At 73.7% G+C, this 19,611-nt stretch carries 18 protein-coding genes; 7 read left to right on the top strand and 11 right to left on the bottom strand.

What is annotated here, in order from left to right; genetic code table 11:
- Positions 1-6: 6 nt before the first annotated feature.
- Positions 7-1,026, bottom strand: a complete 1,020-nt coding sequence (locus KIS93_RS11425) for an ABC transporter substrate-binding protein (protein ID WP_186404105.1) — start codon at positions 1,024-1,026, stop codon at positions 7-9.
- Between the two features lie 88 nt (positions 1,027-1,114).
- On the opposite strand from KIS93_RS11425, the gene KIS93_RS11430 reads away from it, so the two are divergent.
- Entirely contained in the window at positions 1,115-1,906 is a 792-nt protein-coding gene (locus KIS93_RS11430) for an ABC transporter ATP-binding protein (RefSeq protein WP_080040029.1), read from the top strand.
- On the opposite strand, the gene KIS93_RS11435 is transcribed toward KIS93_RS11430, so the two are convergent.
- Positions 1,895-2,500, bottom strand: coding sequence for a hypothetical protein (locus tag KIS93_RS11435; RefSeq protein ID WP_080040030.1), 606 nt, complete (start codon positions 2,498-2,500; stop codon positions 1,895-1,897). The genes KIS93_RS11430 and KIS93_RS11435 overlap by 12 nt on opposite strands.
- Before the next feature lie 102 nt (positions 2,501-2,602).
- Between KIS93_RS11435 and KIS93_RS11440 the strand changes: the two genes are divergently transcribed.
- Positions 2,603-5,632, top strand: coding sequence for a hypothetical protein (locus KIS93_RS11440; protein ID WP_155127855.1), 3,030 nt, complete (start codon positions 2,603-2,605; stop codon positions 5,630-5,632).
- A 72-nt stretch (positions 5,633-5,704) separates the two neighbouring features.
- Here KIS93_RS11440 and KIS93_RS11445 read toward each other — a convergent pair whose 3' ends face one another.
- A complete protein-coding gene (locus tag KIS93_RS11445; RefSeq protein ID WP_186404106.1) occupies positions 5,705-6,160 on the bottom strand; it encodes a helix-turn-helix domain-containing protein in 456 nt (151 codons plus the stop codon).
- Between the two features lie 76 nt (positions 6,161-6,236).
- Between KIS93_RS11445 and KIS93_RS11450 the strand changes: the two genes are divergently transcribed.
- Positions 6,237-7,505, top strand: coding sequence for an MFS transporter (locus KIS93_RS11450; protein WP_080040033.1), 1,269 nt, complete (start codon positions 6,237-6,239; stop codon positions 7,503-7,505).
- On the opposite strand, the gene KIS93_RS11455 is transcribed toward KIS93_RS11450, so the two are convergent.
- Together KIS93_RS11455 and KIS93_RS11460 are read right to left on the bottom strand one after the other, a co-directional pair.
- Positions 7,498-8,262 (bottom strand): IclR family transcriptional regulator, encoded by a 765-nt coding sequence (locus tag KIS93_RS11455; protein ID WP_080040034.1) that lies wholly within the window; start codon positions 8,260-8,262, stop codon positions 7,498-7,500. The two genes, KIS93_RS11450 and KIS93_RS11455, sit on opposite strands and share 8 nt — an antisense overlap.
- Before the next feature lie 37 nt (positions 8,263-8,299).
- Positions 8,300-9,049, bottom strand: a complete 750-nt coding sequence (locus KIS93_RS11460) for an alpha/beta fold hydrolase (protein ID WP_080040035.1) — start codon at positions 9,047-9,049, stop codon at positions 8,300-8,302.
- A gap of 29 nt (positions 9,050-9,078) precedes the next feature.
- Here KIS93_RS11460 and KIS93_RS11465 point away from each other — a divergent pair, with 29 nt between their 5' ends.
- The 3 genes from KIS93_RS11465 to KIS93_RS65000 all read left to right on the top strand — a co-directional run bounded on the left by KIS93_RS11465 (position 9,079) and on the right by KIS93_RS65000 (position 14,136).
- The gene (locus KIS93_RS11465; protein WP_155127858.1) at positions 9,079-9,372 is read left to right on the top strand and encodes a hypothetical protein; all 294 of its coding nucleotides are present in this window, start codon (positions 9,079-9,081) and stop codon (positions 9,370-9,372) included.
- Between the two features lie 223 nt (positions 9,373-9,595).
- Complete coding sequence (locus KIS93_RS11470) at positions 9,596-9,832, top strand: hypothetical protein (protein WP_155127861.1); 237 nt, start codon at positions 9,596-9,598, stop codon at positions 9,830-9,832.
- Positions 9,833-10,422: 590 nt separating this feature from the next.
- Positions 10,423-14,136, top strand: coding sequence for an AAA family ATPase (locus tag KIS93_RS65000; RefSeq protein ID WP_080040037.1), 3,714 nt, complete (start codon positions 10,423-10,425; stop codon positions 14,134-14,136).
- A gap of 506 nt (positions 14,137-14,642) precedes the next feature.
- Here KIS93_RS65000 and KIS93_RS68305 read toward each other — a convergent pair.
- Genes KIS93_RS68305 through KIS93_RS68320 form a run of 4 tightly spaced genes read right to left on the bottom strand, consistent with a single transcriptional unit; the run spans position 14,643 to position 16,726 of the window.
- Positions 14,643-15,431, bottom strand: coding sequence for an alpha/beta fold hydrolase (locus KIS93_RS68305; RefSeq protein ID WP_335673884.1), 789 nt, complete (start codon positions 15,429-15,431; stop codon positions 14,643-14,645).
- Positions 15,431-15,886, bottom strand: a complete 456-nt coding sequence (locus KIS93_RS68310; RefSeq protein ID WP_335673885.1) for an epoxide hydrolase N-terminal domain-containing protein — start codon at positions 15,884-15,886, stop codon at positions 15,431-15,433. Before KIS93_RS68310 ends, KIS93_RS68305 begins: the two co-directional genes overlap by 1 nt.
- A 22-nt stretch (positions 15,887-15,908) precedes the next feature.
- On the bottom strand, positions 15,909-16,433 hold the full coding sequence (locus KIS93_RS68315) for a Rossmann-fold NAD(P)-binding domain-containing protein (RefSeq protein WP_186404107.1): 525 nt from the start codon (positions 16,431-16,433) through the stop codon (positions 15,909-15,911).
- Complete coding sequence (locus KIS93_RS68320; protein WP_186404108.1) at positions 16,427-16,726, bottom strand: SDR family oxidoreductase; 300 nt, start codon at positions 16,724-16,726, stop codon at positions 16,427-16,429. The genes KIS93_RS68315 and KIS93_RS68320 overlap by 7 nt, the downstream gene beginning before the upstream one ends.
- Positions 16,727-16,867: 141 nt before the next feature.
- Here KIS93_RS68320 and KIS93_RS11495 point away from each other — a divergent pair, with 141 nt between their 5' ends.
- Positions 16,868-18,151, top strand: coding sequence for a serine hydrolase domain-containing protein (locus KIS93_RS11495; RefSeq protein WP_080040040.1), 1,284 nt, complete (start codon positions 16,868-16,870; stop codon positions 18,149-18,151).
- On the opposite strand, the gene KIS93_RS11500 is transcribed toward KIS93_RS11495, so the two are convergent.
- Together KIS93_RS11500 and KIS93_RS11505 are read right to left on the bottom strand one after the other, a co-directional pair.
- Complete coding sequence (locus KIS93_RS11500) at positions 18,141-18,719, bottom strand: TetR/AcrR family transcriptional regulator (RefSeq protein WP_080040041.1); 579 nt, start codon at positions 18,717-18,719, stop codon at positions 18,141-18,143. The two genes, KIS93_RS11495 and KIS93_RS11500, sit on opposite strands and share 11 nt — an antisense overlap.
- 40 nt (positions 18,720-18,759) lie before the next feature.
- Positions 18,760-19,611 (bottom strand): haloalkane dehalogenase, encoded by an 852-nt coding sequence (locus tag KIS93_RS11505; protein WP_080040042.1) that lies wholly within the window; start codon positions 19,609-19,611, stop codon positions 18,760-18,762.

Below are 19,611 nucleotides of genomic sequence, written 5' to 3' on the forward strand. Positions count from 1 at the left end.
CCCGCCTCAGCCCTTGGGCAGCAGGTCGAACGAGACCACCGACTCCGGCGTCAGCCCCTTCTCCAGCGCCCCCGCCGTGCGCAGCACCGCGATCGCGCGCTCCACGCGCTGCCTGCTCATCGTCCCGATCGGCGCCCCGCCGGCCGGGCGCACGTACGGCGCCATCAGGGCCAGCTCGGCGGCGGCCACCTCCGCGTTCTGCGCGGGCTGCTTGCCCGCCAGGATCCGCGCCGCCTCCTGCGGATGCTCCACCGCGTACGCCAGGCCCTTCAGCAGCGCGCCCGTGAACCGCCTGACCAGGTCCGGCCTGCCGCTCGCGACCTCCTTGGACGTCGTCACGGCCGAGCCGTACAGATCGGTCACCACGTCCCCGAACGGCAGGACCGTCACCTCCTTGCCCTTGGCGGCGTTGCGCACGGTGGGCCGGCCGACCACGTACTGGCCGATCGCGTCCACCTGCCCGGAGGCCAGGTTCGCGGCGAGCTGGGCGGGCTCCAGGCTGACCCACTTCACCTTCGACGCGTCCACCCCGGCCAGCCGGGCGTAACCGGGGAACATCATGCGGATCACCGACGACGCCGCGTCCCCGACCGTCTTGCCCTCCAGGTCCTTCGGCCGGCTGATCCCGCTGCCCTCCAGCGTCATCAGCGCCGCCAGCGTGCGCTGGTGCAGGGCCGCCACCGTGACCGCGCCCTCCGCCTTGCCCGCGGCGGCGCTGATCAGCGTGGCGGTGAAGTCGACGGCGGCGAACTGCGCCCGCCCGCCGAGCACCGCCGCCAGGTTCTCGCCGCTGCCCTTGCCGGGCTGCACGGCGACCTCGATCCCGGCCTCCTTGAAGAAGCCCTTCTCCTGCGCCACGTAGACGTACGCCTCGCGGCCGAACGCGCCGAACCCGGTCACCCACGTGACCCGATCGGCGGCCGGCCGGCTCTGCGACGGCTCCCGCTGCCCCGAGCCGCAGGCGGCGGGCAGGGAGAACGTCGCGACCAGAACGGTGACCGTGATGACGCGCGGCAGTCGCCTCATGACCCAGATCCTGACGGACGCCGCCCAGCGGTCAAGGGTCCCCTCGGAGCGGCGGCCCGGCATACCATCGGGATCAGGAGGTCCTCAGGTGATCCTGCTGCGCGAGGTGTCCCAGGTGTTCGGCGGGCGCCGCGGCGCCGTGGAAGCGCTGCGCGGCCTCGACCTCCACGTGGCCGACGGCGAGTTCATCGCCGTCGTGGGCCGCTCCGGCTGCGGCAAGTCCACGCTCCTGCGCCTCATCGCCGGCCTGCTCACCGCCACCTCAGGAGAGGTACGCGTCGGCGGCGAGCCCGTCGTCAAGCCCCGCCGCGACGTCGCCATCATGTTCCAGCGACCGGCCCTGCTGCCCTGGCGCAGCGTCCTCGACAACGTCCTGCTGCCCGTCGAGATCTTCGGCTGGCCCCGCCAGGAGCACCGCGCCCACGCCCACCGCCTGCTGGAGATGGTCGGGCTGGAGTCCTTCCACCGGCGGCTGCCGCACGAGCTGTCCGGCGGCATGCAGCAGCGGGTCGCCCTGTGCCGGGCGCTCATCCAGCGGCCCCGCGTGCTGCTCATGGACGAGCCGTTCTCCGCCCTCGACGCGCTCACCCGCGAGGAGCTGTCCGTCGAGCTGCAGCAGATCCACATGGAGCACGCCGCCACGGTCGTCCTCGTCACCCACTCGATCGAGGAGGCCGTGCTGCTCGCCGACCGCGTCGTCGTGCTCACCCCGCGCCCCGGCCGCATCCTCACCGTCGTGAACGTGGACGTGCCCCGGCCGCGCACGCTCGGCCGGCACGCCTGGGCCGCCGACCTGGCCCGCTGCTCGGCCGAGCTGCACGACGTCCTCGGCGCCCGCCGCGCCGTTCCCGGGCGGCAGGACGCCACCTCAGCCGAGTGACTCCAGCTCGGCCGCCCGCCGCAGATCCTTGGGGCGGCCCAGCGCCCGGCGCATCCGGATCAGGTCCTCCCTGCGGGCGTAGTGCACCTCCAGTCCGCCCGGACCCGTCACGGTGAGCGCGCGGCCGACGAACTCCCCCACGTGCAGGCCGCCCCACGGGAGCGCCGGGGTGCAGCAGTCGCCGCCCGCCCCGGGCGCCGTGAACTCCACCTTCGGGCGCAGGAACGACTCCGGCTCCACCGGGACCGGCTCGCCCGACTCCCCGACCAGCCGCGCACCGGCCGCCGCGAACGCCGCCGCCAGAGCCGGGGCGTGCGCCGGCCGGCCGTCCCACAGCAGGTCCAGATCGCCGGTCAGCTCGGCCGAGCCATGCATGATGCCCGCCACCTGCCCGATCACCACCGCCCGCACGCCGTGCCGGTGCAGCGCTTCGAGCAGCGGGAACGGGTCGAAGCCGAGAGCCCCGTCGGTGCCGATCGTGCCGACGTCGTCATCGGCGTCCTGATGGGCCAGGCCGGTGCCCGCCCGGCTCGCGGCCAGCTCACGGGTGCGCCGGGCGGCGGCGCGAAGTCGTTCCAGCGGATCGTCGATCATCCGCCCATGCAACACCCTTCCGCGCCCCTCCGCACCTCGCCCGGTTCGGAATTCCGGTTGCCGGGCGGTCCCTGTTGCCCGAATCATGTGCGTGTGGTGCGGATGGCGTTCGGAGTGGTGACGGGGCGGGGTCAGCAGGTGTGGGACGCGGCCGGCCGTCCGGTGACCGACGCCCTCTCCGCGCAGGTGACCGGACCGCCCGTCGTGGTCGGCCCCGCCGGCGCCGACCCCGGCCCTGCCGTGGCCGCCCTCGACCAGCTCCTCCACGACAGGGATGCCGACGAAGGTCCTGGCCCGGACGACGCCGACCGGGTGGTCGCGGCGGGCGCCGGTGTCGCGCTCGCGCCCGGCTTCGTCTCCGCCCGCCTCCACGGCGCGCGCGGCGACCGGCGCGACGCCGTCCTGGCCGCCGTGCGCGTCCTCGGCCTCGACGGCCTGCACCGGCTCGGCGAGCGCGCGGGCGTCCTGGTGGCGCTGTTCGGCGCGGAGGCGACCAAACCGCTCGCCGCCGCCGCGAGCCGGGCCATCGCCGAACGCCGCTGGACGGCGCTCCAGCTCGCCTCCGCCGCCAGCGGCCTGCTCGGCGCCGAGCAGCTCGTCCGCCTCCTGACCGTGGACCTGCCCGCCATCGACCCCACCCCGGGGGCCGCCGCCTCCACCATGGCCGCCCACCTCGAACAGGTCCTCGGCGCCCACTCCCGCGCCCGCCGCCTCGACCTCGTCCTCGACCTGTGGCAGCAGGTCGCCGCCCACCAGCGGCACCTCGAACGGCTGCGGCGGCGGCGCGCCACCCAGGGCAAGCAGAGCAGGGTGAGAGAGCTGACCACCCGCTACCGGACCCACGACGACGAGCTGCTCATCGAGCAGATCCGGGCGGAGCTCGGCCACGAGCCGTCCCTGATCGAGGCCGCCCGCTGGCAGCCCTCCACCTGGCAGGCGGCCATGTGCATGCGCCGCATGCTGGCCGACGCCCTGGCCGCCACCGCCCTGCTCCGCACCGCGATCAACGTCGGCGACCACGGCGTCGTCCAGGGCATGAACCGCTCCACCGCCGCCCTCACCGCCGCCGCCCGCCTCATGGATTCGGCGGAGCACGGCGCCGCCGCGCGCCGCGTCCCCGGCCTGACCGGGCTCCCCGCCCGCCCCGGCTGCCACGCCCGCGACCTCGCCGCCCAGCTCGGCAACCCTTCCGAGCCGTACGTCCGGCAGCGCCTGGCCAGAGCGGCCGAGTACGCCGAGATCGTCATGGACGTCCTCACCGACCGTATCCTGGACTACCCCCACCTGCTCCGCGACTGGTCGGCGGAGAGCATGCGCGACTGGCGGACCGCCGTCGGCTACCCCGGCCGCCGCGACCCCGCCCGATGGGCCCAGCCGCCGGTCGCCGGCGGCCGCCCCACGCTCGCCGAACGCCTCGAATCCCGCCCCGGCGTGCCGCCCGCCGAGGAGGAGACGGCCGGCGACCTGCTCTGGTACGCCGAGCTCGGCGACGCCCTCGCCCAGCTCAAGGGCCACGACCAGGCCTACGTCGAATACGGCCCCGACTACCCCCACGTCATCGGGGACCCCCACCCCGACTTCCATCCCGACCCCCACTCCGGCGACGGGCCGCGGCTGGAGCCCTCCCTCGCGTCCATCCCCTCGGCCCTGGCGGGAGCGGCGCAGCTCGTCTCCCTCGGCGCGCGGCCACCCCGCCACTGCCGCACCTGGCCGGACCTCACCGCCCGGCTGCTCGCCGACCTCGCCGTCACCCAGACGCTCGTCACCGCCTTCCAGCTCCCCGAGCCGCTGCCCGCCCTCGACGGCACCCTCCTGCCCGGCACCCGGGTACGCCTCGAATTCGCCCGCAACGCGCGCATGCTCGCCGAATGGTCCACGTACATGGGCAACTGCATCGCCACCAGCCCCTACGTCGAAGCGGCGCAACAGGGCCGATCCGCCCTCGCCGCGCTCCGTGACGAGAGCGGGCGGATCGTCGCCAACGTCGAGCTCGAACAGCACGCCCGCGGCTGGCGCGTCTCCGAGCTGCGCGCCCGCTTCAACGGCGACCCCGAGGCCGACCTGTACCAGCGGGTCCTCGACTGGGCCGCCACCCTGCCCGCCGCCTTCTCCGACGAACCGCCCGGCCCGCCCGTCCCCGACCGCCTGCCCGACCCGCGCCCGGCCGCCCGGCGCCGCGCCGGCCGCACCTTCCAGGAGGTCAGCGGGCCGCTGTCCCGGCTGGCCGCCGACGCCATGACGCGCGAGGAGATGGTGAACGCCCTGCGCGTCCTGCGTACCCTGCACCACCGCGACCCGGCACCGCTTCCCACCGGCGGCACCGACGCCCGCGTTCATATCGGCGCCGACGCCCGTCCCGGAGCCCGCGTTCATGCCGACGCCCGTTCCAGGACTCGCATCCACGCTGTGGACCGTGTAGGTGGTGACGCGGACGGAACGGGCTCGGTCGGCGAGGCGGACGTGCGAGGCGACGCAGGTGCCGCTCCGGACGTCCTGACCGCGCTGCGCCGCCTCTCCTCCGACCGCGTCGAGCGCCTCTGCCGGGACGAGCTGCCGTCGGTGGGCCTGGCCGAGCTGTGGCGGGCCACCGGAGTGCGCCCCCTCGAACAGGCACTCACCGCACTCCCCCACCCCACCCCCGCCGGCACCGGCGGCCGCTCGCCCCTCACCCTGCTTCTGCTCGACGCCCCCTTACCCGGCTCGCTCAGGAAGCTCGCCCGCCACGAGGCCGTCGCGCCGGCCCGCTCGATGGAGCTGATCGCCCGCAGGATCCGCGCCGCCATCGGCCGCCTGGCGCGCGCCGCCGACCCCGTGCTCGCCCACCAGGTGGTCCGCCGCGCCGACACGGCGGTGCTGTGTGCGCTGGTGGTCGCGGTCACGTCCTGGACGCCGCATCCCGGCCTGCCGACCGTCGCCGTGTCCGAGCCGGGCGAGATGAGTGTCCCCGGCTTCCCCCGTACGGACCTGGAGGACCCGGCGGGGCCGTGGCAGCGCGCGCTGCCGGGGGCGGTGGAGCTGGGCGCGGACCTGGACGCGTTCTGGGCGCGCGTCGCCGCCGAGGGGCTGCGGGTGCCGGCGGCGTGGCTGGGGCACGGCGGCTGGAGCCCCCTGTGGCAGCGCGCCGCCCGCTGAGAGCTCCCTGCCCGGCGCCTTTACACTGTAGATCCGTATTTGCGCATCACCACGGCAGCCTCCTACGGGGTCTCACTCCTCCCCCGACGGGTGGGCGAGGATCAGGACGAGCGCGTCCAGCAGGCGCTGCCAGTCGCCTTCGCCGAGGTCGTCGCGGCGCAGCGAGGCCGCCACGGCCGCGAGTGCGCCCGCCAGCCTCGCGCGTACCGCCGCGTCGTCCTCACCCAGCACCTGCGCCAGCCGCCCCGCCGCGCGCCGGAAGCGGCGGCCGCGCGTGAACGCCACCAGCGACGCCGGCGGCGCGGGCGTGTCCGGCTCGGCGTCCGGGCCGGCCAGGGTGATCACGAGCCGGGTGCCGAGCGCTTCGGCGAGCCGGTCGAGGGCGGAGACGGTGGGGTTGCCCCGCCCGTTCTCGAGGTTGGCGACATACGGCACGGAGAGGGCGGCGTCGGCGGCCACCGAGGCCACGGTGCGGCCGAGCGCCGCGCGGCGGGCCCGCAGCCGCCGCCCCAGTTCCACAGCATCCACCCTTCTATCTTGACAGAATAATCTGCGGCCTGTTCTCTCTTGAGAGAATAATTCCTCTGCGAGAGGAGCGGCCGCGATGCCACCCGCTCACGCCCTGCGCATCCGCGACTTCCGGCAGCTCTGGGCGGCGGGGGCGGCCGGAGGGCTGGGCGCCGGCATGCTCGTCGTCGCCATCCCCGCCCACGTCTACGCCGTCACCGGCTCCGTCCTGGCCACCGGCGTCACGCTGGCCTTCGAGCACCTGCCGTCGCTGCTGCTCGGGCCCATCTCCGGCGTACTGGCCGACCGGTGGGACCGCCGCCGGCTGATGATCGCGACCAGCCTGGCGCACGCGGCGGCGATCTCCGTCGTCCTGCTCGCCAGGACGCCCGGGACGATCTGGCTCGTGTACGCGGCCGCCCTGGGGCAGGGGGCGACGTCGGTGTTCTTCCGTCCGGCCGTGCGGGCGCACCTCCCGGCCGTGGTCGGCACCGGCCCGGCCCTCACCAGCGCGAACACCGTCAACGCCGTCACCACGGGCGTCGTCGGGCTGGCGGGGCCGCCGCTGGGCGGGCTGCTGTTCGCGGTGTCCGGCGTGGGGGCGGCCGTCGCCGCGGCGGCAACGGCCGCCCTGCTCGCGGCCGCCGCGATCGCCCGCACCTCATCACGCCCCAGCCCGGCGGGCGCTTCCGGCGTGACCGGCTCCGTACCGGCGGAGGCTTCCGGCGCGCCCGACTCCGTGCCGTCGGGCGCTGTGGCCGGGTCCGTGGCTGACGCCGTACGGGAAGGACTGTCGGCGGTGCGGCGGGCGCCGGCGACGCGGGCGCTGCTGGCGTCCGACGGGATCTACCTGCTCGCCAACGCCGCCCTCACCGCCCTGCTCATCCCCTTCGGCGTGGCCACGCTCGGCGGGAGCGCCGAAGTGGGGTACCTGCTGTCGGCGCTGGGGCTCGGCTTCCTGCTGGGGGCACCGATCAGCCGCCGCCTGGTGGACCGCTGCGCGCCGAGACGGCTCATCGCGGCGGCGCAGGCGCTGGTCGGGGCCGCTTTCCTGGTGATGTTCAACAGCACCTCGCTGCCGGCCGCGCTGGCCGCCGCCGTGCTGCTCGGGCTGCCGGGGGTGACGGTGCTGGTCGCCGTGCAGACGTACGTGCAGCGGGCCACCCCAGGGCATCTCCTCGGCCGGGTCACCGCCGCGTTCCTCACCGTGGAGGCCGCCGTCACCATGACCGGCGCCTTCGCGGGGCCGGCGCTGAGCGAGCTGTCGGGGCTGCCGGTGGCGCTCAACGCGGCGTGCGCGGTGACGCTCCTGTCATCCCTGGTCACGCTGCTCCTGCTGCCACCGTCGCAGCGCCCGGTCAGGTGAGCGGATGCTCGAAGCCGCGCTCCGACATGCGCCTGGCCACGTCCATCAGATCGGCGCGGAACTCCTCGACGCGCTCGTCGGTGAAACGCACGGTCGGCCCGCTCAGCGTGAGCGCGGCGACCGTCGCCTTCGACCCGCCGGTGACCGGGACGGCGACCGCCGACAGCCCGGGCTCGCGCTCGCCGTGGCTGACCGCGTACCCGTCGCGCTCGGCCTGCGCGGCCCACTCCCGCAGCGTCGCCACGTGCGTCTCCCCGTACGGCGAGGAGCGCGCGACGCGTTCGAGCAGCCGCTCCGGCGCGTCCTTGAGCAGCACCTTGGAGGAGGCGCCCGCCCACAGCGGCAGCTCGTCGCCCACCCGCACCACGTGCCGCAGCGGCTGCGGGCTCTCCTGCTGGGCGATGCAGACGCGGTGCACGTCGCGCAGCACGTAGAGGTTGACGGTCTCGCGCTGCCGCGCCCCCAGCTCCCGCATGAGCTGGACGGTCTCCGGCGGCAGCTCCCAGGCGTTGCGGGCCAGGTGCGCCCACCGCCACAGGGCCGGGCCCGCCGCGTAACCCTTCGGCGTGGCCCACAGCAGCCCCATGTGCTCCAGCGTCTGCAACATCCGCAAGGCGGTGGTCTTGGCCAGCCCCGTCTCGTCCACCACCTCGCGGATCGTCAGCGTCCGCCGGTCTTCGGTGAGCAGCGACAGGATGTCGAACGCCCGCTGCACGCTGCGGACGCCACCTGCGTCTTCAGCCTGGTTCGAAGGCACGGGATCCTCACTCGTCGGTCGAATGGTTACCTGCCGCTCACCCTCTCATGTGCGGGGACCGGTCGAGCTCATGAAGATCCTCCTCGCGCTCGCCCTCGCGCTCGCCCTCACGCTCTCCCTCGCCGAGGAGCAGGATCTCCAGCAGCTCGTCCGGCGCGTCCCTGAGCACGTTGTGCCCGCTGTCGAGCGAGTGGACGCGCCAGGCGGGATCCCGGGACAGACGCTCGTGGACCTCGGTGAACGGGGTGCCGTCCCAGCCGGACAGGTACACGTAGTCCAGCGTCCGGACACTGCGCAGGCCGCCGCCGCCCAGCCGGAGCCGCTGCAGGAACGACGCCAGCGGGTGCGCAGTGGTACGCGGGTCGAGGCCCTGGGGCGGGGCCACGGAGAAGCCGTCCGCCGCCGCATTCCGGAGGAAGAGGTCGCGGAACGCGCCGGTGGTGAGGTCCCAGCAGGACTGGCCGTCCCCGGGCACGTAGGCGTCGCTGTAGACGAGGCGGCGCACGGAGCCGGGAGCGGCGCGGTCGGCGGCGCCGGTGATGACCATGCCGCCGTAGCTGTGCCCGACGAGCACGGCGTCCGTGATCCGCTCGGCCGCGAGCAGCGCGAGGACGTCCTCGATGTGCGTGTCGAGGTTCACGGAGGAGGAGGCCAGGTGGGCGCGCTCGCCGACGCCCGTGAGCGTGACGGCGTGCGCCCGGTGCCCGGCCGCGCGCAGCCTTTCGACCAGCGGGGAGTAGTACCAGCCGCCGTGCCAGCCGCCGGGGACGAGAACGAAATGCGCCATGTGAACCCTCTCCTGCCTGTTCGAGGGGGGTGACTCTCATAGAGTGCCCGGTCGGCACCCCGCGCCGGGTGCCGGCCCTCACCGACGCCCGGCACCCCGAACTCCGCGTGCTGCGCCGCCGCCCGGCCTTCTACGACCGGCCCGCCGGCTACTTCTACGCCGGCGCCCGCTCCCTGCGCGCCGCGGAGATGACCGACCGGTTCCTGCGCCGGACGCTCAGCCATCACCGCGGGGACCACGCGCGCCGACGTGCGGTGACTGCGCGAGGTCATCGCCGAGCCGGAGCGCGTGGCGTGACACAGACCGGCCCAGGAGCGTCTTGACGGGGCACGGCCCAGGGGCGCTTCAAACGTCCGGGACAGGGGCGCTGTAGCCGTCCGGGACAGGGGCGCCTTAGACGTCCGCGACAGGGTTGCGGGTTTGACAGCTCTCGCTCGCACCCCTGACAGCGCACCGTAACCGATGGCTACGTTGAGTAATCGCCACTTCCGGCAAAGCCAATAGGTGCAAACCCATGGTCCCCTCCACTCACAGAGAGGCGTCTTCATGCGTCGATCAGCCCGTATCGTCACCCTCACCCTCACCGGCATGTTCGCGCTCGCCGCGCTCGCCGGCCCCGCCGCCGCGAACGTCCCCGTCGGCGTCGACACCAGCGTCAACACGCTCAACGGCAACAACCTCCTCAACGCCAACAAGGTCCAGGCGTGCGGCATCAAGGCAGCCGGAATCGGGCTCGACGTGCCGATAGCCTCCTCGGAGTCGGCCGGCTGCGCCCAGCCCTGACCCGCCGCGCGCGGCCCCTCCTCACCGGGGCCGCCCGTTAGACCCCGCAGCGCGGCATCCGTCCCTGGGTGCGCCCGATGTCCCGCCCCAGGGACGCCGCGCTGCGGCCTGGCATGCCGACGCCCGGGGGCCTTGAGGAAGGGCGCGCTCCCTCAAGGCCCGGCTCGCTGGAACAGCCGACGTCAGGGGCGGTTTTCGTGGGGACGGCAGCGCGCATCCCGGCGGAGGGCCAACCTTGCACGAGCCTTGATCGCATGCCCTGGGACAGGCGTCAAACCAGCCACCGGAGGACTTCCGGCGACCTGCGCGTTCCCACTGAAACTTTCAGGCGCGTCCCGCGGGGTCGAGGAGGGCGCGGACCCGCCATGGGACGGGGCCGGCCGCGCGGCATCTTCACCGCCGGCCCCGCCTCGGCCGCCGGCTGCCCGGCGGCGGCGAGCCCGCCACCGCCGCGCCGTGTCCGGGAGGGCGCGCGTCGCCATCATGCGCATCCGACGGCGGTCGGGAGGGCGCGAAGCCCGCCATCTCACGCAGGCAGGCTCGCCACCACCGGCCGGATTTTTGTCGGTGCGGCTGCGTAGGGTTCCCGCATGGCCGAACTCATCGGACGCGAACGCCCCGCCGCCATCCTGCGCGGCGAGGTGGAGCGTGCGCTGGTCAGCCACGGGGCGCTGGTGCTCGTGACGGGCGAGGCGGGCATCGGCAAGAGCACGCTGGTGGCCGGGGCCGCGGAGGAGGCCGTACGCGGGGGCGCGCGGCTGCTCACCGGCGCCTGCTGGGAGGGCGAGGGCGCCCCGGGCCACTGGCCGTGGGTGCAGGTGCTCAGGCAGCTCGCCCCGGAGGTCGGCCTGGAGAGCCTGGCGGCCGGCAGAGAAGCGTTCCAGCTCTACGACGCGGTCACGGCACTGCTGGTCGAGGCCGCGCGGGAGCGTCCGGTCGTGGTGGTGCTCGAAGACCTGCACTGGGCCGACCCGGCGTCGCTGCGGCTGCTGGAGTTCGTGGTGCGGCATGCCTGGTTCGAGCGGCTGCTGGTGATCGGCACCTACCGTGACGCCGAGGTGGACGGGCCACTCAGCCTCCCGCTGGAGGCCAAGGCCGTCACCCTGACGCTGACCGGGCTCGACGTGGCGGGCGTGGGGCGGCTGGTGGCCTGTACGACGGGGGTCGTCCCCGAGCCGGAGCTGGTCGCCCAGATCCACCGGCGCACCGGCGGCAACCCGTTCTTCGTGGAGCAGACCGCACGCTTGTGGCAGGGCGGCAGCCCCCTCGCCACCATCCCACCCGGGGTGGGGGCGGCGATCCGGCGGCGACTGTCCCGCCTGGCGGGCGAAGTGCTGAAGGTGCTCCGGATGGCCGCGGTGCTGGGCCGCGAGTTCACCACGCACACCCTCACCACAGCCCTGACCTCAGCCAACGCCTCCCCCGCCTCGACCTCGAACAACGACTCCCCCACCACGACCAGCCCATCGGCCAACGCCCCCTCTGCCACCATCCCGACCTCGAACAACGACTCCGCTACCACGGCCGACCCCTCGACCTACGGCGGCTCTCCGCCCACGGCCGATCCCTCGACCTACGGCTCCCCGTCCACAACCCTGACCGGCCGCACCCCGACCTCGGGCAACGGCTCCCTCATCTCAACCGGGTCCTCGACCGCCGGCACCCTGACCAGGCCCTCGACCAACGGCATCCCGACCTCGGAAAACGGCTCCCCCACTACAGCCGGGCCCTCGGCTGGCGGCTCCCCGACCAGCCCCTCGACCGACGGCGCCCCTGCCGCGACCTCGACCCCGAACCACCACTCCGCCGCCACGACCGGGCGCTCTACCGGCGACTTCTCTGCCGCCACCTGGCCGTTCTTCAGCGCTCGACCGTCCTCCGGCACCTGGCCGTCTTCCGGTGGCGGTTACCTTCCCGAGGGCCGGCTACGCGCTCCTGCGATGACCCACGCCTCTCCCTCGCCTGTCCTCAAGGCGCTCGGCCAGGCGGTGGCGGCCAAACTCGTAGTCTCGCACGGCTCCGGACGCTACGCGTTCGTCCACGACCTGGTGCGCGAGACCCTCTACGCCGACCTCGATGACGCGAGCCGCGCCACCCTGCACGCAGCCGCGCTGGCGGCGCTGGACACGGCGCCGCCCGCCACCCGCGCCCACCACGCCTGCCTGGCCGCCGCGCCCGAAGCGGTCGACCTGCTCCTGGCGGCGGCTAGAGACGCCGAGGGCCGTATGGCGGACGAGGAGGCCGTGGGCCACTACCGCCGTGCCCTTGACCTCACACCCGCCTCCGAGCCGCGCCGGCGGGCCACGATCGGGTTCGACCTGAGCACGGCACAACACCGCGCCGGCGACACCGCCGCAGGAGCCCGCACCCTGGAATCGGCCCTGGCCCTCACCCGTCACCTCGACGCCCCCGACCTGCTGGCGATCGCCGCCCTGAAGGTGCACGACCTGTCCTTCGCCGGCGGGGGTCGCTGGACGGCCTTCGTCCACGACGCCCACCACAAACTGGTGAACGGCACCACCTCACCCGTGCCGTTCACAGGCTTGGACGTGAGCACGAACACCAGCCCGAACCCCAGAATGGACCCACGCACAGACACACGCACGGGCATCGCCCCGGACACGGTTGGGTGCGATGGCGCTGGCGGCCTGGACACGGTCGAGGGCGGCGGCAGCGGTGGCCTGGACCGCCGTCATGAGGCATGGGCCGGGACGAGGCGGATGGACGCCGAGGATCGGCTGCACGCGGCAGCGCGTGACTTGACGGAGGTCGCCGCCGACCTGGCCAGGCACGGCGAGGACAACGAGGCACTCGCCTACAGCCTGCTGTCGAGGCTGGGCGTCATCTGGGGCCCAGGCTCCACGGCCGAGCGGCTGGCGATCACCGAGGAGCTGTCAGCGGTGGCCGGCCGCGCAGGAGACGATCAGCTCGACCTGACCGCCCGTTCCTGGCGCGTCGGAGCCCTTCTCGAGCTGGGCAATCCACGCTGTCTGTCCGAACAACGCGCATTCACGGCTCGGGCCGAGGCGTCAGGGCTGAGGCTGTTCCAGCACGAGGCGGCCGTGCTCAGAGCGATGTTCGCCACGTTCACCGGCCGGTTCGACGAAGCGGCAACACACATCGACGCCGCCTACGAGCTGGGCGAGCAGCCGGGTATCGGCAGGCATGACCTCCGCTGGATGCAACGCTGGTCGGCCGCCCTGCTCAGGGGCCGTTTCGACGTGGCCGAGACCGTGCTCGCGGAAATGGAGCAGGCAGGCAGCCCGCACTTCCCGCTCTACCGGGCCGTCACGGCAACGCAACGGGGCGGGGACGGTGAGGTCGTCCTGCGGTACCTGGCGCAGATCATGGCGGGGGGCGAGCAGTACCTGCGCTGGATGGCGCCGCTGTGGCTAAGGTTCCAGGCGCAGGCGGCGGCCCGTTCGAGGGATCCGGTGCTGTGTGAGCGCGCCCGGGCGGCGATCGCCCCGTACGTCGGCCAGTGGGGCGTCACCGCGACCGTCGCCGTCGAGGGCCCGTATGCCCACTGGATGGCGGTGCTGGACGCGGCTCAGGAGCGCTGGGACGACGCCGTCGCCGGGTTCACCGCGGCCTATCGGGCGGCCGACGTCCTGGGCGCGCGGCCCTGGTCGGTGGAGTCGCGGGCCCGCCTGGCGGAGGTGCTGCAGGCGCGTGGTGACGACGCGTCGGCGCTGATCGAGCAGGTGGAGTGGGAGGCGGCGGAGCTCGGCATGCTGGTGAGCCTTCCGCGGCCCCGCGCCGGGTCCTTCCGCTTCGACGGTGCGGTGTGGGTTCTGACGTTCGCCGGCCGTACCGTGCACCTGCCCGACTCCAAGGGCCTGGCCGATCTGCGCGTCCTGCTCGCGCGGCCGGGACGCGACGTGCCGGCGGTCGAGCTGCTCGACCCGGCGGGCGGTGAGGTGGTGGTCGCGGCGCGCGGCCTGGGCGGCGACGACGTGCTCGACGAGGAGGCCAGGGTCCGCTACCGGCGGCGGCTGGAGCTGCTGGACGAGGAGATCGACCGGGCGGTGGAGCTGGGCGAGGAGCGCCGGGCGGCGGACCTCGACGCGGAGCGGCAGGCGCTCCTCGACGAGCTGCGCACCGCCACCGGCCTGGGCGGCCGTCCCCGCCGCCTGGGCGACGAGGCCGAACGGGCCCGCAAGGCGGTCACCAACCGGATCCGCAACACGCTCCGCCTGCTCGACCAGCGCCACCCGGAGCTGGCCGCCCACCTCCGCGCCTCGGTCTCGACCGGCTCTACCTGCAGCTACCACCCGGCGTCGGAGGTCCACTGGGCCACGTGACTGCGGCGGGGAGCAACGGCGCGATGGGCGCTCCATGCACCACGAGGCTTGGGCACGTGGGCGCTGGCTGGTGCGCATGTGGGCAGCCCGGGTGTGTGCGGGGTGAATGCCAGTGAGGCTGCGCAGGCGGGATCTCGGCGGACGCTGGCGGGGGTACGCGGGCGGGCTTGGCGGGCGCCGACGGGGTGCGCAACGATTCCGAGCACCAGGAGCGCCTGCGCACGTGGGGTGCAGTGCTGGTGCGCATAGGCGGCAGCCCGGGCGGGTGCAGGGTGAGATGCCGGTGAGGCTGCACAGGCGGGATCTCGGCGGACGCTGGCGGGGGCACGGGGGCGGGCTTGGCGGGCGCCGACGGGGTGCGCAACGATTCCGAGCACCAGGAGCGCCTGCGCACGTGGGGTGCAGTGCTGGTGCGCATAGGCGGCAGCCCGGGCGGGTGCAGGGTGAAGTGCCGGTGAGGCTGCGCGGGCCGGGCCTCGGGGGCGCCGGCCCGTGCGGGAGTGGTGTTAGCTCAGCTTGGTGAAGAAGGCGGTGATGTCCTCGGCGAAGAGGGCCGGTTGTTCGGTGGCGAAGAAGTGGCCGCCTCGGTCGTATTCGGACCAGTGCACGATGTTGTGGTCGCGTTCGGCCCAGGCGCGGATGGTGACGTCACATGCCTTGGACACGAGCACGCCCGTGGGGACGGTGCCCCGGGCTGCTGCGGCCCAGTCTTCCGCTTCGCCCCAGCCCGAGGGGTCGTCGGCCGCTTCACCTGCGGCACCCCAGTTCGCGGAGGTGTCCGTGCCTCCTGCGGCGGCGTTCCCATTCGAGGAGGCGTCCGGCGCTTGGTCGCCGGCGCTCCAGGCCGCCGAGGCGTTCATGTTCTCGTAGTAGAACTGGGCCGACGAGCCGGCCGTTCCCGTCAGCCAATAGATGGTCACGTTGGTGAGCATGAGGTCGCGGTCGAGGGAGTCCTCGGGGAGCCCGTCCACGGGCTCGGTGAGTTCCTTGAACTTCTCCATGATCCAGGCGAGCTGCCCCACCGGCGAGTCGTGCAGCCCGTACGAAACGGTCTGGGGTCGTTTGGACTGGGTCTGGAGGTAGCCGTCGTTCATGTTCTCCATGGCCGACCAGCGCCGTCGCTCCTCGTCCGTCAGCGCGTCCATCTCCCCCTCTTGGCCGATCGGGAAGGTGAGGGCGGCGTTGAGGTGGATGCCGGTGATGCGGTCGGGGGCGTGTTTGCCCATTTCGGGGGCGATGAAGGCGCCGGCGTCGCCGCCCTGGACGCCGTAGCGGGTGTAGCCGAGCCGGGTCATCAGCTCGGTGAAGGCGCGGGCGGTGCGGGCGGCGTCCCAGCCGGGGGCCGAGAGGGGGCCGAGAAGCCGAAGCCGGGCAGGGACGGGATGACGAGGTGGAAGTCGCGTGAGAGGGGTTCGATGACGTTCAGGAACTCCACGAACGTGCCCGGCCAGCCGTGCAGGAGCATGAGCGGCAGCGCGTCGGCGCGCCCGGAGCGGACGTGGACGAAGTGGATGAGCTGGCCGTCGATGGTGGTGGTGAAGTGGGGCAGCGCGTTGAGCCTGGCCTCGTGGGCGCGCCAGTCGTAGCCGGTGCGCCAGTATTCGGCGAGGTCCTTGAGGTAGCCGGCCGGGACGCCGCGTTCCCAGCCGGTGCCGGGGAGCTGGGGCTGCCAGCGGGTTCTGGCCAGGCGGTCGTGCAGGTCGTCGAGGTCCTGCTGCGGGATCTCGATGCGGAACGGGTGAATTGTCATGATATTTCCCTTCAGGGGTTGGCTAATTGCGGAAGGCGGCGGCGTGTTCGGCGGCCCACGCGGCGAAGGTGAGCCCGGGGCGTCCGGTGACCCGTTCCACGGTCGGCAGGACGACGGAGGCGGCCTGCGGCGGCTCGGCGCCGAGCCGCACCCCGAACTCGATGAGGTCGTCGTCCACCCCGGCCGCCCGCATGGAGGCGCGGTACTCCTCCTCGCTCAGCTCCTCGAACCGGAGCTCCCGCCCGATGGCCGCGCCGAGCAGCCGCACGCGCTGCTCGGGCGTCAGCGCCTCGGGCCCGGTCAGCAGGTACGTCTCGCCGGCGTGCCCGTCCTCGACCAGCGCCGCGACGGCCACGGCGGCGATGTCGGCCTCGTGCACGACGGCGCCGGGGTGGTTGCCGAAGACCCGCACCACGCCCTCCCGCCGGACGGACTCGGCCCAGTCGAAGGCGTTGGCCATGAACTCGACGCACCTGAGCTGCGTCCACCCCAGGTCACCGGCGCGCAGGGCCTCCTCGACCGAGGTCTCGTCCCAGCCGCTCAGCACGCTGACGCGCCGGACGCCCGCCTTGGCGGCCAGCTCGACCAGCTCCTGCCCGTTCTCCAGCGGCGCCTGATCGTCGCCCCGAACGTGATCAGGTGCAGCCCGGTCACGCCTTCCAGCGCGGGCGCCAGCGTGCCGGGCTCGGTCAGGTCGCCGCACGCCACCTCGACCCCGTCGGGGACCGCGGCCTTGGCGGGGTTCCTGGTCAGCGCCCGTACGGGCGTGCCCCGGGCGGCGAGCTGCGCCACGATGCGGCGGCCGACCGTCCCGGTGGCGCCGGTCACGAGAATCGTCATCGGTGTCCTCCCATCCGTTGGCTGTCGGACGGGAGGCGCTACACGGGAAATAGCACCCGCTAGACGGTGGAAACGCCGGGGAAACGACGCGGGCGGTTGCATCGTGCCCACTCTGCGAAGATCACGAGGAGATGAGGCACCATGACCGGACACGAGGGCCGGCCGTCCCGGCGTACCGCACTAGGCCTGCTCGGAGCCGCGCCCCTGACCGCGGGCGGCCTGCTCGGAGCCACGCCTCTGACCGCGGGCGGTCTGCTTGGGGCCGCACCCCTGACCGCGGGTGGACTGGCGGCGGCTTCCGGCATCACGAGCACCGCGAACGGCGGGATCCCGGCCGGGCTGCGGCCGGGCGGCGCCTTCGACCGCTACATCAGGGACCTGGCCGAGCGCGACCAGTTCTCGGGGACGGTGCTGCTGGCGCACCGGGGCCGGCACGTGCTGGCCCGCTCGTACGGCATGGCCGACAAGGAACGCCGCATCCCGAACGGGACGGACACCATCTACGCCCTCGCCTCGGCCTCGAAACCGTTCACCGGCCTGGCCGTGGTGCGGCTCGCCCAGCAGAGGAAGATCAGGTTTCATGACCCGGTCGGCGCGCACCTGGACGGCTTCCCGCCGGAGATCGCCGACCACGTCACCGTCCACCAGATGCTCACCCACACCTCGGGGATGACCGACCCCACGAACGACACGCCGGAGCCGCACGTCTTCACCAGCGTCGACGAGCGGAACCGGGACCTGGCCGCCCGTGCCAGGTCGCAGCGGCTGCGCTTCACCCCCGGCACCCGCAAGGAGTACTCCAGCATGGGCTACGAGGTGCTCGGGGAGCTGGTGGCCACGGTGTCGGGGCAGCCGTTCCACGAGTACGTCCGCGAGCACGTCTTCGAGCGGGCGGGCATGGCCGACTCCGCCTACTACACCAGGACGGAGTGGCTGGCGGACGAGCGCATCGCGCACCCGTACATGCTGCAGGAGGACGGCACGCGCGTGGACGGCGTGCGCCACCTGGACAAGGGCGGCGCCGGCGGGGTGCGGGGCAGCAACTCGGCACGCGCGTTCATCGGCTCCGGCGGCGGCAACGGCTTCAGCACGGCCCCCGACCTGGTGAGGTTCGCGCTCGCGTTGCAGCGCGACGAGCTGCTGAAGCGCGCCTACACCGACCTGTACGTGAGCCCGAAGGTGTCGGGCCCGCCCCTGCGGGAGGGACCGGAGGATCCGCGCCGCGGGGAGGCGTTCCACGCGTACGGGCCGACCGCGTCGATCTACAACGACCAGCGCTACATCTCGCACGGCGGCGGCATCGCGGGCGGCGCCACGAACTGGAGCATCTACCTCGACCTCGACTGGGTCGCGGTGATCCTGTGCAACTACGACCTGCAGATCGAGCCGATCATCGCGGCGGAGCGTACCCGGATCACCGCGTGAGCGGCTGCGCGCCGCCCGTCAGGTAGTGCTGCACCACGGGGCCGATGTCGCGGGCGAGCGTGTCGACATCGGCCTCCACCATGGGCGGCAGGCGCAGGACGTACCGGGTCAGAGCGACGCCGAGGAGCTGCGTGGAGACGAGCGCGGCGCGGTGCTCGGCGTCGGGCGCGCCGGTCAGCCGGGCCACGAGCGCGGCGATCTGCGTCGCGAACACCTCCCGCATCCGCTCCGCCGCCTGCGGGGTCGTGCTGGCCGAGCGCAGCAGCAGGATGAGCGCGTCGTCGGCCTGCTCGCCCTCCCAGCGGGACAGGAAGTGCCGCACGACCAGCTCGCCCATCCGCTCCCGCGGCGGCCGGGCGAGCTGGTCGAGGCGCAGGTCGACGTCCACGGCGGCGTTGAACAGCCCGGCCTTGCTGCCGTAGTAGCGCATGACCATGGACGGGTCGACGCCGACCAGGGAGGCGACCGCCCGGATCGTCATCGCCTCGTAGCCGCGCTCGACGAGGAGCTTCCTGGCCGCCGAGAGGATGGCGCTGCGGGTGGCTGCCGATCTCTCGGTGAAAGCCATGACAACGAGTGTAGGCCAACAGACGTGGGTTTCGGTCACGTCACCGCTGCTTGGCCGCCCACTCGGCGACGACCTGCGCGATGACCTGCGGGTGGTCCTCCGGCGTGTGATGGCCGGCGACCTCCTCGCGCTCCACGACCTCCAGGGAGGCGATGTTCGCGCGGCACCAGGCGATGGTCTCGCGCGTCCACATGGAGCCGGGGCCGGGACGGAAGTCGATCAGCAGCTTCGGCACCTCGGCGCTGGTGGCCAGCCACCGGTCGAACGCCTCGATCCGCTCCACGACGTCGGCCGGCTCGCCGTCGAGGGGCATCGAGCGGGCCCAGCGCAGCAGCGGCAGCCTGCTCTCCCTCGTCGGGTACGGCCGCAGGTACGCCTCCACGTCCTCCTCCGCCATGGGGGCGGCGAGGCTGCCGGGCAGGCCGCGCAGGAAGGCGTTCTCGTCGAGCATCATGGTCTCGCCGACGCCCTCCGTCTTGATCGCCCGGAACAGCGGCCGGCCGCCCTCGGGGAACTCCTCCCAGGTCATCGGCTTGACGATGGCCTCGGTGAAGGCGATCCCGCGCACCCGGTGCGGATGGCGGGCGGCCCAGTCGAAGGCGAGGGCGCCGCCCCAGTCGTGGCCGACGAGCAGCACGTCGTCCAGGTCGAGGGCGTCGAACCAGGCGTCCAGGTAGCGGGCGTGGTCGGCGAAGGTGTAGTCGAGGGCCGGTTTGCCCGACTCGCCCATGCCGATCAGGTCGGGCGCCAGGCGGCGGCCCTGGCCGACGGCGGGCATGACGTCGCGCCACAGGCGGGAGGAGGTCGGGTTGCCGTGCAGGAAGACGATCGGCGCGCCGGAGCCGACCTCGCGGTAGGACATCGTGGAGTCGAGCACGTTCTGGATGGGCAT

This window comes from [Actinomadura] parvosata subsp. kistnae (assembly GCF_900323885.1).
Lineage (GTDB): Bacteria > Actinomycetota > Actinomycetes > Streptosporangiales > Streptosporangiaceae > Nonomuraea > Nonomuraea composti.

Bases quoted from the DNA above. Each gene is read 5' to 3' on its own strand.
- KIS93_RS11500 (WP_080040041.1), bottom strand. From the start codon at position 18,719: ATGGCTTTCACCGAGAGATCGGCAGCCACCCGCAGCGCCATCCTCTCG.
- KIS93_RS11450 (WP_080040033.1), top strand. From the start codon at position 6,237: ATGCCACCCGCTCACGCCCTGCGCATCCGCGACTTCCGGCAGCTCTGG.
- KIS93_RS68320 (WP_186404108.1), bottom strand. From the start codon at position 16,726: ATGACGATTCTCGTGACCGGCGCCACCGGGACGGTCGGCCGCCGCATC.
- KIS93_RS11470 (WP_155127861.1), top strand. From the start codon at position 9,596: ATGCGTCGATCAGCCCGTATCGTCACCCTCACCCTCACCGGCATGTTC.
- KIS93_RS65000 (WP_080040037.1), top strand. From the start codon at position 10,423: ATGGCCGAACTCATCGGACGCGAACGCCCCGCCGCCATCCTGCGCGGC.
- KIS93_RS11460 (WP_080040035.1), bottom strand. From the start codon at position 9,049: ATGGCGCATTTCGTTCTCGTCCCCGGCGGCTGGCACGGCGGCTGGTAC.
- KIS93_RS11425 (WP_186404105.1), bottom strand. From the start codon at position 1,026: ATGAGGCGACTGCCGCGCGTCATCACGGTCACCGTTCTGGTCGCGACG.
- KIS93_RS11505 (WP_080040042.1), bottom strand. From the start codon at position 19,611: ATGCCCATCCAGAACGTGCTCGACTCCACGATGTCCTACCGCGAGGTC.
- KIS93_RS68305 (WP_335673884.1), bottom strand. From the start codon at position 15,431: ATGACCCGGCTCGGCTACACCCGCTACGGCGTCCAGGGCGGCGACGCC.
- KIS93_RS68310 (WP_335673885.1), bottom strand. From the start codon at position 15,886: ATGACAATTCACCCGTTCCGCATCGAGATCCCGCAGCAGGACCTCGAC.
- KIS93_RS11440 (WP_155127855.1), top strand. From the start codon at position 2,603: ATGGCGTTCGGAGTGGTGACGGGGCGGGGTCAGCAGGTGTGGGACGCG.
- KIS93_RS11495 (WP_080040040.1), top strand. From the start codon at position 16,868: ATGACCGGACACGAGGGCCGGCCGTCCCGGCGTACCGCACTAGGCCTG.
- KIS93_RS11435 (WP_080040030.1), bottom strand. From the start codon at position 2,500: ATGATCGACGATCCGCTGGAACGACTTCGCGCCGCCGCCCGGCGCACC.